Origin of the sequence: Streptomyces regalis, assembly GCF_001509475.1 — a bacterium.
GTDB classification, from domain to species: Bacteria; Actinomycetota; Actinomycetes; order Streptomycetales; family Streptomycetaceae; genus Streptomyces; species Streptomyces regalis.
The window spans coordinates 54,912-69,277 of sequence record NZ_LLZG01000388.1 but is presented as its reverse complement, the minus strand read 5'-3'; the positions used below and the strand labels follow the sequence as shown (position 1 = coordinate 69,277).

The 14,366-nt window shown below is 66.1% G+C and carries 14 protein-coding genes; 3 read left to right on the top strand and 11 right to left on the bottom strand.

Going from position 1 to position 14,366, the window contains the following annotated elements; translation table 11 throughout:
- Positions 1-21: 21 nt before the first annotated feature.
- The 5 genes from ADL12_RS39955 to ADL12_RS39935 all read right to left on the bottom strand — a co-directional run bounded on the left by ADL12_RS39955 (position 22) and on the right by ADL12_RS39935 (position 4,612).
- A complete protein-coding gene (locus ADL12_RS39955) occupies positions 22-888 on the bottom strand; it encodes an immunity 49 family protein (protein ID WP_244188225.1) in 867 nt (288 codons plus the stop codon).
- A gap of 14 nt (positions 889-902) precedes the next feature.
- A complete protein-coding gene (locus tag ADL12_RS39950) occupies positions 903-3,458 on the bottom strand; it encodes a DUF4766 domain-containing protein (protein ID WP_062712595.1) in 2,556 nt (851 codons plus the stop codon).
- Positions 3,455-3,847, bottom strand: a complete 393-nt coding sequence (locus ADL12_RS39945) for a DUF6507 family protein (protein WP_063806792.1) — start codon at positions 3,845-3,847, stop codon at positions 3,455-3,457. Before ADL12_RS39945 ends, ADL12_RS39950 begins: the two co-directional genes overlap by 4 nt.
- Positions 3,848-3,900: 53 nt before the next feature.
- Positions 3,901-4,212, bottom strand: coding sequence for a pore-forming ESAT-6 family protein (locus tag ADL12_RS39940; protein ID WP_062712592.1), 312 nt, complete (start codon positions 4,210-4,212; stop codon positions 3,901-3,903).
- A gap of 67 nt (positions 4,213-4,279) precedes the next feature.
- Positions 4,280-4,612 carry a hypothetical protein gene (locus tag ADL12_RS39935; RefSeq protein ID WP_048584289.1) on the bottom strand — a complete coding sequence of 111 codons (333 nt, stop codon included), beginning with the start codon at positions 4,610-4,612 and terminating at the stop codon, positions 4,280-4,282.
- Between the two features lie 709 nt (positions 4,613-5,321).
- On the opposite strand from ADL12_RS39935, the gene ADL12_RS57325 reads away from it, so the two are divergent.
- Positions 5,322-5,840 (top strand): hypothetical protein, encoded by a 519-nt coding sequence (locus ADL12_RS57325; RefSeq protein WP_244188224.1) that lies wholly within the window; start codon positions 5,322-5,324, stop codon positions 5,838-5,840.
- 131 nt (positions 5,841-5,971) lie between these two features.
- The gene (locus ADL12_RS39925; RefSeq protein WP_062712589.1) at positions 5,972-6,319 is read left to right on the top strand and encodes a hypothetical protein; all 348 of its coding nucleotides are present in this window, start codon (positions 5,972-5,974) and stop codon (positions 6,317-6,319) included.
- Positions 6,320-6,326: 7 nt separating this feature from the next.
- On the opposite strand, the gene ADL12_RS39920 is transcribed toward ADL12_RS39925, so the two are convergent.
- The 5 genes from ADL12_RS39920 to idi all read right to left on the bottom strand — a co-directional run bounded on the left by ADL12_RS39920 (position 6,327) and on the right by idi (position 12,364).
- Entirely contained in the window at positions 6,327-6,848 is a 522-nt protein-coding gene (locus ADL12_RS39920; protein WP_159053441.1) for a hypothetical protein, read from the bottom strand.
- A gap of 1,088 nt (positions 6,849-7,936) precedes the next feature.
- Positions 7,937-8,782, bottom strand: a complete 846-nt coding sequence (locus ADL12_RS51745) for an IS5 family transposase (RefSeq protein ID WP_079052529.1) — start codon at positions 8,780-8,782, stop codon at positions 7,937-7,939.
- Positions 8,783-8,890: 108 nt separating this feature from the next.
- Positions 8,891-10,573, bottom strand: coding sequence for a polyprenyl diphosphate synthase (uppS, locus tag ADL12_RS55785; RefSeq protein WP_208614710.1), 1,683 nt, complete (start codon positions 10,571-10,573; stop codon positions 8,891-8,893).
- 58 nt (positions 10,574-10,631) lie between these two features.
- On the bottom strand, positions 10,632-11,768 hold the full coding sequence (locus ADL12_RS39910) for a polyprenyl synthetase family protein (RefSeq protein ID WP_062712582.1): 1,137 nt from the start codon (positions 11,766-11,768) through the stop codon (positions 10,632-10,634).
- Positions 11,765-12,364: an isopentenyl-diphosphate Delta-isomerase gene (gene idi, locus ADL12_RS39905; RefSeq protein ID WP_062712579.1), complete on the bottom strand. Its 600-nt coding sequence runs from the start codon at positions 12,362-12,364 to the stop codon at positions 11,765-11,767. Before idi ends, ADL12_RS39910 begins: the two co-directional genes overlap by 4 nt.
- A 692-nt stretch (positions 12,365-13,056) precedes the next feature.
- Between idi and ADL12_RS39900 the strand changes: the two genes are divergently transcribed.
- Positions 13,057-13,578, top strand: a complete 522-nt coding sequence (locus tag ADL12_RS39900) for a hypothetical protein (protein WP_062712576.1) — start codon at positions 13,057-13,059, stop codon at positions 13,576-13,578.
- A 162-nt stretch (positions 13,579-13,740) separates the two neighbouring features.
- Here the strand turns inward: ADL12_RS39900 and ADL12_RS39895 are convergent, their stop codons facing one another.
- Entirely contained in the window at positions 13,741-14,253 is a 513-nt protein-coding gene (locus ADL12_RS39895; protein ID WP_063806791.1) for a hypothetical protein, read from the bottom strand.
- Between the last annotated feature and the right edge of the window lie 113 nt (positions 14,254-14,366).

Here is a 14,366-nt window from a genome sequence, read left to right as displayed (position 1 = left end):
GATATCCGTTGCCTTGAGTGTCTACGTGTCGTACTCGCCCACCCAGGTGCGCTGCAGAAGCGCCTTGGGCAGGTACTCGGACTCGACCTCGATCGGCATACCCGCGTCATAAGCCATGCAGGCGATGGCGAGTGGACCGAGGGCGACCAGACCTTCGCCGCTCAGGGAACGTGCGTCGTCGGCGGTCCAATACTCTTTGTGCCAGGTGATGGCGTCGACCAGTGCCGCGTTGAACTGTTCGGCTTCCTGGCGCTGGTAGCGGTGGAAGAGTTCAAGGGGCGGATACAGGATCTTCAGCATCAGCTCCTTGCTGGCGACCTGTGTGATCTCGGGGTCGGTTCCGTTGACGGCAGTGACCAGGGTGTCCCACGTTTCCCGTCGGCCGAACCAGGCATTCTGCAGGGTCTCCACCCAGGCGTAGATGTATTCGTCGAACTCCGCGCCGGACGCGCGGAGAAACGAGACGGGCACTTGAGCCAGCTGGTTGGCCCGGTCGTTATCGCGGCAGATGGCCGCCAGGTAGAAGGCAGTGAGCCAATTTCCCGCGTGCAGGTAGTCCTCAGGTCCGGTCGCGGGAAGGTGCTTCACCTCGCCCATGCTCCCGATACGGCAGGGTACGGGTCCTTCCGCCGCCGTGCCAGCGGTGAACAGTGCGGAGCCTACCTGCATGGCTGTGACCCACGCTTCCCATGTCGGGAACTCCCCCGCCACAGGGTCCGTCAGGCAGCGCCACTTCGCGACAGCCAGGGTGAGCATCTGAGCGTCGTAGCGGTAGTCCGCCGACGTCTCGATCTCGTCGAGCACTTCCTTGGTGCTGTCGATGATGGGCGCCATGGCTTCGGCCGCATTGTTCGTGCGGAATTCATGGCGAGGAATGCGCGTGACCACTTGTCCTCCTCTTACTAGATCTTCAAGTGTTCCAGCACGGCACCAGCGTAGGAGGAGCCTGGGTTGTTGTTCGCCTTGACCAGGACGTACTGCAGTTTCCCTTGCGCCAACGCGGTGCGGAGAGCCTTCGCGATGTCGGCGTCCCGTCCGCCACGTAGCGTCATCTCGGCAAGGATCGTACGTATGTACAGCTTAGTGCCCTGCTTGACCCGCAGTCCCTGGGCCCCACCATCGTCGCCGATGTGTGGGTTCGCCGGGTCCTCCGGGTCAGCGCGTCCACGGCGCCAGTCGAGGTCACCCGTCGGTGCCTTTTCCTCGACGATGAGATAGTGGCCGTCGTCGCCGAGCCTGTACACATCGTCGAACATGTTGGCGCCGTTGGGCGTCTTCGGGAGCTTGATTCTGTCGGCTGTCGGGAACTCGCGTGGAATTACGTGCAGTCTGGCAGCCTTCTCGCCGAGAGCCTCGGAGATCTTGCTATTGTTGGGCACGTCACCGAGCCGCGCCGTGTATTCCTGCTGCGCCTTCGTGAGAGCCTCCTGCGCGGCGGCGGAATGTGTCTCATCAAAGGCCTTTTCGGCGTTGGTGAGGTCCACCGACGCCCTGCGGTTCGCCGCTGCGGCGTCGAGGGCAGACAGATTTCCGTCTGGGACCGTGTTTGTCCCGAGGTTCTTCGGCCCCCACTTGACTTCAGAGGGTCCGCTCGGCAGGTCGTTTGCGGCGACCCACTTGCCTTCAGCATTCTTGGCCAACTGGGGGAGCTCGACGCCGTCCGCCAACTTTGGGGTGCCGTCCTTGTTCAAGATGTTCCTACGGCGCCCCAGAATGTCGTAGTGCTTGTTGAACCACGTTCGGTCGGGGTCGTTGGCCTTCCGAATGTGCTCGTCCTGGATCTGCTTCCGCTCTGCGACGCTCAGCTCCCGGTCCCCACCGTTGTCCGGTCCGCCGGCTCCCTGGTTCTCAGACGTGGCCGCCCCATCGTCGGACCCTCCGGTGGCACCGGCTCCGTCGGCGTCGTACGAGCTGCCGGAGTGCTGCGACGTTCCAGCTCGCCCACCACCATGCGGCGTCCCATCGCTGCTCCCCGCCCCGTGCCCGCCGTCCGATGCACCGTGGCGCGCGAACGAGGCCTCCGAGGCGTGCCCCCGCGCACCGCCGCCGTTGTCTACCGCATCGCCAGTAGACCCATCTCCAGCCTGCGCGGATGCCTGTGGCGACTGCGACCTGCCGCCCACCCCAGCCAACTCTGGCTCCCGTACCGGTGTCTGTTCTGGTGTGGTCTGCGCGGTGGTGGATCGCTCCTGCTTCGGTGCCTCGCTGACAACGTCGCCGTGTTTGTCGTAGGGGATGAACTCGCCGTTCTCGATGACGACCTTGGAGCCGTCGTCGAGTTCTAGGACGCTGTGCGGAGCGCGCAGGTCGGGGACGTTGTTCACGCCGCGCAGGTTCTCCGTGACCTGGGCGATGGTGGGTATGGCGTGGCCGGTCACCTTGACTGCGGCGCCGACCGGGTCGATCACGTCGCCGACCTTCGCGACCGTGGTGGCGACCTTGGCGGCGGTGCCTGCTTTACCGGCGGATGCGATCTTGAGCGGGCCAGCGCCCAGAGTGAGGCCGTTGAAGACGACGGTGGCCGCGGCGCGGGCCGGGTTTTCCTTCCACATGTCCCAGGCGACGAAGGACTTGCCGAACTCCTTGGCGTACGCCTTGCTTTCCTGGGCGAAGTCGGTCGCGAAGACCCCGGTCGGCTCCTTGCCGCCGGACTCCATGAGGTAGGTCTCGGCCCCGACGATCGCCCGCACCACGCCTTCCCATGCCTGTCCTGCTTCGTCCGAGCCATGGACGCCGGCCAGGGTCGCGATGCCGTCGATGGTGCCCCAGACGTTGTCGACGATGAACCCGTCCCAGAAGAAACTCTTGGCGTAGTAGCCGAGGTCGTCCGGGTCCCACCAGTCGTGGGACTGGGTGACCGGTGTGCCCCAGGGGAGTTCCTTGGCCTGATCGAGTACCTCGGCGCTGTAGCCGTAGAGTTCCGCGCCGAGCGGCATGAACTGCTTGGCGCCGGTGTTCATGACGTACTGGGTGCCGCCCACCAGTGCCGTGATCTTGTTGTTGCAGTCGATCTCGGCGGCCGTGAACTGGGCCTGCGCGACGTTCACATCATGCATCAGCGCCTGGTGCTCATTGACCTTGTCCGCGTCATCGGTCCAGTTCTCGTCGAACTCCCCGCTGGGCGTCTTGAGCCCCGCCACGAACGTGGTCGCCTTGCTCTGCAGGTGCTCCAACCGCTTGATGAGTGGCGCGACTTCGGCCGCGTACGTCGACAGGGCGTCGGCCACCGTGGCGACCTTGTCGGCGAAGGCGTCGGCGCCATCACGTGCTGGCGCGGTGGACGCGAACAGCTTCTCCGCCTCCGGGGCGTGGTAAAAGGCCGACAGCCCCTGAAACTGCCGATGGGCCTCCGCGCCGGCTTGGCGGATGCCGTCGGCCTCGACCCGCAGGGCGTCGGTGTGCTGCTCAAGTTGGCCGAGATCGCCGGTGAACAGCGGGATGGAGTCCGGCTGGATCACAGACGGCCCGCCTTCCAGCCGGCCGGCATGTCAGGCATGACCAGCCCGGACGCCCGCCGCTGCACCTCGGCCGCCATCGCCAGGTCGCCCTCCTGGTACGCGACGGTGGCCTCCACCGCGCCGTTGACCGTCTTGCCGACGCGTGTGCCGATGAACTTCAACTCGTCCGCCGTGCCCTCCATGAACTCCGCAATGGCGGCGGCCACCAGCCCGGTCTGTCCCTTGTGCTCCCCGCTAGCCCCGCCTGGAGCGAGCGTCCCGGCCGCGGTGGCCGCGCCCTCTACGTCCTTCGCGTACGCCTGGACAATGTCGTCCAGGACCTTCATGACCTCTCCGACATTCGAGACCACACTTCCGACCCCGGACGGAGATACGTCCCACCTCGGCATGCGTCAGCCCCCGCTTCCCTCTCCCCGTTCCTGCTACTGCTGCGCGTCGGGTGTCAGCCGATGTTGTCGACGGCCGCCTTCGCCTTGGTCAGGGTCGACTGCGCGGTCCCGTCGTTCTGCTCCATCGTCGTGCGGACCAGCCGGATGATCTCGCGGACCTCGCCGGCGGCGCGGTGCCAGCGCATCTCCTTGCCGTGGTACTCGTCGGCCACGCCGTCCGCGGCGAAGTCGGCCATTGCCGCCTTCACTGCGCGCTCACGGTCGGTCAGCACGCGCTCCAACTGGCCGATGATGCCCTGCAGGCTGATCTGCACTTCGCTGGAGGCGCCGGTGTCGTAGGAACGGCGGTCCTGGTTCTGAGGCATGGTCAAGTTCCCCCTGGAAGGACGATGAAGGTGTTTTCGGCGGACGTGTGCGTGCGCGCTTGTGTGGTTACCGTGCGCCGAATCGGGCCGCGTCGAAGTTGGCGGCGCCCATGTTCTGGTTGGCGTTGTCTTCCAACTCGACGTCACCGGTGCCGAACGCTGTGTCCATGCCGGACTGACCGCCCAGGATCGCGCTGAGCGAGCTGTTCAGCGCGTCCGTGATCTCGTCGGCATGGATCTTGAAGGTGTCGAACGCGGCCTTGCCCGCCCCGTTGAACTTCCCCTCCAACGGCTCCGCCGCCTGGATCAGCTGCTGGATCAGCGTGCCCAGGTCCTCACCGGACCCGACGGTGCTCTTCCCGAGATCGGACAGGGTCGTCGACCCCATGTCGAACTTCATCAACCCACCCCCGTAAGCGTGTTGTCTGCTGCGATTGCTCGATCGCCTTGGCGTGATCGTGTGTCATGTGTTCACAGCCTGTCGAACATCCTCACGTATCACGCGTTGCAGGCGCAACGCAGATGCTGCCGAAGTGGCGTGATCTAGTTCATGAGAAGCTGTGAAGCCGCTTTCCGCGCGGCTCGCATCTCCTCCGGGAACAGTCCGGCTGGCGGCAGGCTAGGGCACGCGTGGCGCTGCTCGTGAGTGCTCCCTTCAACCGTCGGCCAGTCGCACAGATGCCGAGACTTCTACCGATCTCGGAGGCGTCGATCTACGCCGTCATCCACTCCCCGATGAGGCGAACCGACGAGCGGTTTCCGAGGTGACGAAATGGCACGCCGCCCTGTGCTCGCAGGGCGGGCTCATCATGCGGTACGGGTGTACAGGCGATGGACCGGGGCAGACGACTGAATCCAGTGCCAGCTGACGGGCGCCCCCACTGGGCGCTTTCTAACGTGAAGTTGCTGATCGCGGGGTTGGTGTGAACCCCTTGAGCATGTACTCGCGCTGGTCGTGGGCGCTTGTCCACCGACAAGATCGTCTGTCCCCGGGCAATCTCGGCGGCGCTGGTCACGGCGCGGTTGCGAACGTCCCCCGGACGTCTTGACGGCGCGCCTGCCCGGGCGGCGGGGAGGGGTCCCGGTCGTGGCGGAGTTCCATGGCGACCATGATGCGTAGCAGAACGTCATCCACCGCCGTCGTCGCCGCTGTTGTCGCTGTCGTGTTCGCCGCTCTCACGTCGTGTTCCTCGGATCCTTCGGGCGGGTCCCCCGCCGAGGGCCAGCTCAACGGATCCCGCTCCGGGGCACCGGCGTCCAACCCCACACCGCCTCCCACGGAGACCGCCCCGAAGTCGCCCTCGCCGACCGGGCCGTGCGCCGACGGGACGTGCGAGATCAAGGTCGCCGTGGGGGACGTCGTGACAGTGCCGGAAACGTACGGCCTCGGGCCGATCGAGGTGACGGCGATCACCGGCAGCAGGGTCGAGATGGTCGCGCAGCTGACGGGGTCGGGCTTCAGCGTTTCGGGCTGTTCCGGTGGCGGCGGCGTGTCGTCGGAGGGCGGAGGCGGCGTCCGGCTCAGCTGCGGCGAGGGACCCGCCGCGACCATCAACGACGCCATGAGGCTTCAGGTCGTCCAGATCCGCGACACCGCCGCCGTCCTCCGTATCGAACCCGCCGGGTGACGTACGGCTCGGCCCTTGGGCAAGGGCTCCCCCGCGGTTCCGTACCAGGGTGCCGGTCACGCGGGAACGGTGCCGATGACGGCTGGCACAGACGGCCTCACCGGCTGGTCGGGGAAGACGGGGAGGAGCAGATGGCGACCATGATCGTGCGGATGCGGGTGCTGACTGAGGCCGGGTCGCGCGTGTGGATCGCGGTCAGCGGGACCCTCAGCCCCGCCACGCAGCACCACATTCAGCAACGCCTGCATCATCAGGCTGCGACCGGAACCCGCGAGTTCTACCTCGACCTCCGAGAGTCACGGTGCACCGACGCGGTAACCAGGGAGCACGTCGGGTTCCTGTTCGCCGCCGTCCCCGACGCGCACTTCCATCTCATCGCCGCCCCTGACGCGGTCCGCGACGGGATCGGCACCGACCCGCGGTTCACTGTGCATCCTCACCTGGCGTCCGCTTGGAACATCTGGTCCCAGGGCGACTGATGAGGATTCAGTCCTGTCGTGTCGAGCGACGAGCCCTTCTCCGGCGCGCCCACATCCTTGCAAGTTCCCAGACGGTGATCGCGACGATCAGAGCCAACGCAATCGCGCCCGGCCCAACCATGCTGAGGGCCGGCGTAGCCAAGTCGGTCAAGGCCTGCAGAAATGTCAGGACCGCCAAGGCCAGCACGGTGATCTTGATGCCCTTTACCAGCGCAAGCTGGTCGCCTGGGCTTTGCTGACGCGTTGGCTCCCGCTTTTCCTGAACGGTGACATCGACGAGGGATGCCCGGCAGGAGAGGGTAGGGGCGGGGCCGTCGACGAGGAGCGAGAAGGAGATCGTTTGACCTCTGGCGATCAAACCAGGGGCGATCTTTACGGCAGTGTCATCTATGACCACTGCCGGCACGTGAAGCGAGGTGGGTTGGGACGTGATTCCCAGGATCTCGACAATCGGAGCCCCGACATCGAGCAGGATCGGTAGATCACCGTCAAAGTGGCTGCTGGCAACGTCGCGGCGTCCACTGTTCATGAGCCTGACGTCCAGAACGTGTGGATCCCTCAGTGCCTGTCCTCCGCGCGTCACCAGGAGATCTCCGACGGAGTCCGACGCGTTCAAGATCGGCGTGGCCCTGGCCATCCAGTAGGCGAGCAGGCGTTTGGGGTTCGCGGCCGCAGTGTTGCCCAGCCGCTGAAGAAGCCCGTAATGAGACCCGCCACCAGGGTCAGCAGGGTCCCGAGACCTTGTGACTCGTACCAAGGCGTTGCAGGCGTCATCGCAGTGTCCGTAGTGCGGTTGGACCGGACGCGAGGGCGGCTTCGATCGTGTACGACCAGCCTCTGCCAGCCCGTTTCATGGGCGGAACTCGAAGGTCCCGCAGCACCATCCCGCTTCGCATGAGCCCCCCTCGCCCGTCGACCGCCACGCGACGAAGAGGCTTGCCAGGATCGGCAAATGAGAACGTGACCGGTCTAGAGATCGCCCCAACGAGTGAGCCGGAGACCCGCAGGGTGATCGGTAAAGGCGGCATCCCGGTCGGTCACGTCTGCGGAGGTGACCAGCACCAGCGGTGGAGTGCCCCTGGTGTCGACCACGAGGTGCCGCCCCCGGCCGTTGATGGTCTGTAGGAACGGTCCTGGGCGATGCCTGGCTGCCGGAGTCTGTGGCGGAATTGGGCACAGGAGGGAACAGTCAAGCTGGTTGGGGGATTCGAAGCCGCCGTGCGATGCGGTGGGCCCGGAGGCGAGCTACGCAAGCGGGGAGGGGCCGACGACATCCCAGACGGCGACGGGCTTGGGGTATGGATGATTCGCGACTACGAGGGCAGATGCTGGCATTGAGGGCGGCTTCCGCTGTGAGGGCGCCGACCACTCCGCCTCCGGCAGCGCGAGCCCTCCGGGAGGGAACAGGCGAGTAGCGAGAGGAGAAGGAGCGCGAAGCCGAGGGAGACCAGGAGGGTGTTCAGAGCGTCCAGCAGATGGCCGACTTCGTAGCCCGCAAGCTGCCGGCCGGTGGACGTGGCCTGTGATCGCCATCTATGCCCAGCTGCGGCTCGCCCGCTAGCTGGCAACCGGCCTCCCACGCCCCTGGAAGAGGCTAGCTAGGGCGCTTCTTCTGGATCATCGTGCGGACCAGAGAAAGATGCCTGCGACGTGTAGACCGGCAAGGTAGATCGTGGCGGTCTTCTCGTAGCGGGTGGCGATGCCTCGCCATTGCTTCAGGCGGCCGATGCATCGCTCGACGGTGTTGCGCTGTTTGTCTGCTTCCCGGTCGAATGCTGGTGGCCTGCCACCGCGGCTGCCGCGCCGCTGGCGATGCGCACGCTGGCCTGCCGGCACCGGGATGACAGCGCGGATCCCTCGGCGGCGCAGCCTGCCTCGGATCGCGCGGGACGAATATGCCTTATCCACCAGGACCATCACAGGGCGGGTGCGCGGCCGCCCCGTGGGCCGAGGTACCCGGAGAGCAGCCATAACTGACTCGAAGGCGGGTGCGTCTCCGAACTGTCCCGGCGTGAGGACGAAGGCCATTGGCCTGCACTGGCTGTCGGCGGCCAGATGCACCTTGGTGGTCAGTCCACCGCGGGAGCGTCCGAGGGCATGGTTGTCCGGCTCGCCAGTCAGGGGCCCCTTGTTGCGGGCTCCTGCAGCGTGCTGATGAGCGCGGACAATGGTGGAGTCCACCGCCACAATCCAGTCGGGACCTTCTTCAGCGTCGGCCTGGGCAAGCAGGGCAGTGAACACTCGTTGCCACGTGCCATCGATCGACCAGTTCCGCAATCTGTTGTAGGCGCCCTTCCAGGAGCCGTATCGCTCGGGCAGGTGGACCCACTGTGAACCCGTCTGGAACTTCCAGACGATCGCATCGATCACCTCCCGGTGGTCGCGCCACTGCCCGCCTCGCTTCGGAGTACGGTCGGGCAGTAACGGCTCGATTCGCGCCCACTGCGCGTCAGTCAACGGCATGCCAGATCAACGATCGCGTCACCACACGAATGGTCTGGTGCTGTGATCGGCAAAGAGAGCGCGGTTGGTTGCACTGGGGTGTCCGTCGGGGTGTCGCTGCCTCCGTCGTCAAGCGCCGTGTCGCTGCTCGCGCTTGCCGTACTCGCTCAGCGCCAGGTGGAGGTCCTCGCGGGTGAAGTCGGGCCATGGGGTGTCGGTGAAATACAGCTCGGTGTCGGCGGTCTGCCAGGGCATGAACCCGGACAGACGCTGTTCTCCGGAGGTGCGGATGAGCAGGTCGACGGGGGGCTGGCCATGGGTGGACAGGTGTGCCTCGATCCGCTCGTGCGTCAGGGCGGCGGCCCCTTCGGGCAGGCAGGCGCGCATGGCGTCGATCAGGTCTTGTGTGCCGCTGTAGGCGGCTGCCAGGTTGACCGTCATTCCGTGCACGCCAGCCGTTGCCTCGGCTGCATCGTGCAACAGCGCGGCGAAGTCGGCCGGGAGGAGGGTGAGGTTCCCGATCGGGCGAAGCCGGAAGTGTCTGGAGTGTGCCAATTGTCGGACGACGTCCGCCGTGTAGCGCAGGGCCACGGCTACTTCGTCAGTCGGTCGTTTGGCGAGGTTGTCCGGTGAGGACATCCATAGGGACACCACCTCGATGCTGGCCTCGTCGCACCAGCCGAGGAGTGCGGCGAAGTTATCCGTGCCGCGGCGGAATCCCTCGGCCAGCGGGACGCCGTTGTTGCGGGCCCAGCGGCGGTTGCCGTCGGGGATGATGGCGAGGTGCCGGGGCCGCCGTATCGCTGGACTCGGCGAGGTGGATGCAGTTCGCAGCAGCGGGGCGTCTTCGTATCCGGAGGCGATGGCGTCTCCCGCTGCCTGCAGGTCGTAGCGGGCTGTTCCCTTTTGCCAGTCATAGAGCCCGCGGACACAGTCCCGCATGGCCTTAACGTATGAGTCCATGGCTGCCAGGTCCGAGGGACCGAGCGCGAGGGTGGTGCCAAGCTCAGGGATGCGACTTTCCAGCAGGAGGAAGCGTTTGCCGGCGTCGCGGACCATGGCCTGGATCTCGGTGATCACCTGAGCGCGGGGCTTGCCGGTGGCGTGCTCCATGACCAGCACCATGTTGTCCACCTCCCCGCGGGCTTCTTCCCGTTCAACGGAGAACACATCGTGGGGAAGAATCAGGAGTTTGACGGCTTCATCGCACAGGTCACGGATCAGCGCCGAGGCCCGGACTGGCTCGGGAAGTTCGAAGTGACTGGTGCGTTCGGCGACATCTAGCCACACGGCAAGTCCAGAGGTGATGAATCTCCGGTCGAGGTACTGCGCCTGGGTGAGGATGATGCGGGGAGCAAGGTAGGCGCTGAAGAGCTGAGAATGATGGTGGCGGGCTCTGTCCTGCCACTCCGTCGGCATTCCGTCGGCCAGGCGGAGCCATAGGTCGCACCAGGCCGCCCCGTACGGCGTGGCAGGCTCAGCAGGGCTGTCGTGCTGGAGAAGTGCGAGCAGGTCGTTGCAGATCGCAGCGGCGTGTGCGGCACGCTGCTCGGAGGCGCTGTGGACTTGGTCGTTGACGATGCCGTGGAACGCGAGAAGGTCGGACGCGAGATCCAGATCGGTACCCAAGCTGTTGGGGAAGACGAAGGCAGCACCCGTGCCGATCCGCATGGCAGTGAAGTACTGAGTCTCCGCGGGACTGCGTAACAGGCCGTGGCTGTTGAGCCACTGGACGATGTGCGCCTCGGCTGCGGCAGAATCTGGAGGACGCTTGCGCGGGAACGGGAGGTCAAACTCAACGTCGGCTGGCATGGTTTCTTCCTTCTGAAGACGCGCCCAACTCGGTAAACTTGCGGGTGATCCGACACAGTCATCTGTCGCGTCGTAGGGCGAGGCGGACGAGCTCTTCCAATGCCTGTGCTGTCTCTTCGGGGAGGCGGGCTTGGGACAGGGCCTTGGCCGCGGCCTCGGCGCGTTCACCGATGGCAGCTTCCACCCCGGCAACGGCCCCCGTGGCGCGGAGTAGTGTCCGCAGTTCTTCGACGTCGCCGTCGGTGAGCTGGGCATTGCCGTAGAGGTGGAGGATCCGCCCGGCCTGGCGTGGGTCGGCGCGGTTGAGGGCTTCGGCTACCAGGACGGTGGGCTTGCCTTCCTTGAGGTCGTCGATATCGGGTTTGCCGGTGATGGCCGGTTCACCGAAGGTTCCGAGAAGGTCGTCGCGGAGCTGGTATCCGTCACCGACGGCCACGCCGAACTCGGTGAGAGCGGCCAAGAGTTCAGGTCCGGCGTCGGCGAGATGGGCGCCCATGCGCAGGGCGGGCATGACCCCGTACAGGCCGGCCTTGTAGCGGACGACGTCCAGGCAGTGCTGCCTGTCGTAGGCGCGCTCGGATTGCAGGAGGAGTTCCAGGCTCTGCCCGTACGCGGCGTCGGTCTGCATCCGGTCGTGGACCGTCTTCAGGGCGCGCACACGGGCAGGGCTGTCACCGGCGCGGTCCAGCAGCATGCCCGCCCACCCCGCGCACAGGTCGCTGAGCAAGACTGCGGTGGAGATGCCGAAGTCCCGGGCCGAGCCGTGCCAGCCCTGGCGCTGGTGGTGGGCTGCGAGCTGGTAGTGCATGGCAGGGCGGCCGCGCCGGGTGGCGGAGTGGTCCATGATGTCGTCCTGCAGCAGCCAGAACGCGTGCGACAGCTCCAGCGACGCCGCGGCAAAAAGGACGGATTCAACAGGACCATCACCTCCTGCACCGCGCCAACCCCAGTAGCAAAAGAGCGACCTCACCCGTTTTCCCCCGTCCAGGACGAAGGTGCGCAGACAGTCCAGTGCGTGCGCCATCCCCGGATACGGAAGCTGGCTGGTCTGTTCGTCGAGGAATTCCGCGAGCAGGGCAGTAACCCGATCACGAACTTCCGCGTGGTCCAGCGCGTTCTCACCGCGGTCCGGGCTGTCAGGCACCGTCCCGGGGGCGGCCCGGCCAGAGCCGGCGGCGGTCGGATTGGTGGTCATGCCTGGCTTCGAAGAGCAGGCGGCAGCGCCGCGTCATCGGCAGCCGGCCACTGCCACGGATCGGGGCCAAGCGAGGCAAGCCGCTCCACGGTGATTCGGCTCCACGGGGAGATCTCCTGGGACCCGTCGAGCACGCTGGCAACGAAAGGCTCCCAGGACACCCAACGGACCCCCGCGATCTCCTCCGGGTCAGGGACAACAGGCAGGCGCGGCAAGACCCGCAAGACCGGACCCAGCTCGTTCTCCACGATCCCGTTGGACATGACGGCCCGATAGCGGACGACGGGCAGCACCACGTCCATACGGACGGCGGCACTGCCGAGTTCATCGTGCAACCGCCGGTCCACCGAGTCACCCAAAGGCTCCCCCGGCAGCGGATGACCGCAGCAGCTGTTCGTCCACACCCCTGGCCAGGTCTTCTTCCCCAGCGCCCGCCGGGTCAAAAGGAAGCGGCCCGCCTCATCAAACAGGTAGCAGGAGAACGCCAAATGCAGGGGGGTGTCCGTGCTGTGCGCGGCAGTCTTCGGCGCCACGCCCACCTCCTCACCGTCCTCGCTCACCAAGACGATCAGGTCATCCCTCGCCGTGTTGGTCATCGCGCCCCCTGGGACGGTGCTGTCAGGCCACGGCCCTTGCCTCTTACCAGCCGAGCCGACAACGAGTAAAGGACTGCTGTGACCACTCATCGAACGGGAAGCTGCGCCTCCCGCGATGCCCTCCCAGGCACCCGGCTGATCCATTCCCTTCCGAGCACCGTTACGACCCGCACAGCGGAAGCACACACGACGCACGGGGAGTACGCCCGGCGTACACGGCCACCCCTGTACGCGCCGAAGGCACGTACTCACGCCCCTATGGCCCTGCGCGGTCGCACTCAGACAACGGCTCGTCGGGCTGTATGGCCGGATTCCCCAGCAGCTCCACATCCCACAGTGGCCGATGAGCTGTCAGCTAGCGGTTTCTAGCCATGCTGTGGCGCCATCCCGCCCAAGCCCTCTACCGCGCTTCAAGGTGATCCGAAAGAGAGGACCTAGCCCCGCCGCACAAACCGATGCCTGCCTGCGTCCGGCGGGGGTTCAGAAGCCTCTGCACCAAGAACGGCTCTCCATCTGGCGCACCGAGACCGTCACGGCCCGGCCCAGCACGATCACTTGGTTCGAAGAAGGGCCCCCGCCACCCGTCATGACGCGTCCTCGCCACCGGTGAGACTTCCACGACCCCGCCCACCGCAGGAAGGGAACACAGCCCCGACGTGCTGGATGAGGGACGAGACCAGCAGACTGGGCCCATGGACGCAGGACTCGCCGCTCTGCTCGGTGCCGCCGTCGGCTCTCTTGCCACCCTTGGTGCCGCGATCGTGAGCGGCCGGGCACAGGCACGATCACAACACGACCAGTGGCGCCGTCAGCACCGCCGTGACGCATACGCCAGCTACCTCAGCGCCCTCCATGACCGCGACATCGCCATGGACGCCATCCTTGACGCACTGCGTTCAGATGACCCCGAACTACCCGACGTCGACGAGAAGATACGCCGCTTCATCACCCTGGCCCGGGAGGTCCACCGCGCAGTCGAAGTCGTCATCCTTGAAGGGCCGGCTCCCCTCGCGGAAGTCGCCGGACGAGTCACCCAGGCCTCTGCCGATCTCTCACATGTCATGCGGCGGATGGCCGAGAACGCGCGTGGAGGGGACACCACCCGCAAAGCCGAAGACACCGCCCTGGCGGCCGAAAGAGAACGAATCCTCTACCAAGCGGTCAAGGACTTCCGCCTCGCAGCCCGCAGCGCCCTCGGCAACACCGTGGAGTAGGCGGAGAAGATCCGTGCTCCGCCCCTGCCTGACGGAGGTGCGGAGCACGGTCGAGCAATGCAGCCAGCAGCTCGGATAGGACGTGCTTCACGGTACGGCAGCCAAGGAGACATTTCTGGTGTCTGCCGTGCGGCTGCTTGGAGGGCTCGCGCTGGTGGTCGCCTATGCGAGTTCGCTCGCGATCGGGGCGGCATCAGACGGCAAACGGGTGCTGGTGTCGTCGGATTCTTCGCTTGAGAATCCCCAGAAGTAGATCTCACGCGGTGTGCCCTCATTGTCGTGGAGCACGGCGCAGCGGCCGAATCCGCGTTGTGAGGCGAGGTCGCGAATCGCGTCCACATGCGCGCGAGTCAGCACATCAGTGCCCACTCGGGCCCGTGCCTCGTCCGCCGAGACGATCTGTGCGGTTCCGGGCTCAGGGGTCGCGTCCGGTCCGATAACTTTGTCTACGTCGAGAATCGAGTCTGTTCCCTCCTCTTGCACGTAGTCGTCGTCCCAGAGCTCATCGAGGGTGAGCGGTCGCGGCAGCCAGCCTTCTCCCTCGTCGCCGAGCGGTTCGTCCTCCCGCGGCCACCAGTACTCGTCCTTCGCGAAGACCGTTCGGTGCAGCTCGTTCAGAGCCGCATTGAAGTCTTCGCGGTACGGGACGTAGTAGCTCCAGCCTGATGCGTCCACGATGTTGTCCTCCCCGTGCTCTCTGCGTGACCTTGCTTGTCGGAAGCTACCGGAAGCCACTGACACCCCTTTGTCCATGGTGCTCCTGCATCACTTCGCCGGTGTGAGGGGCT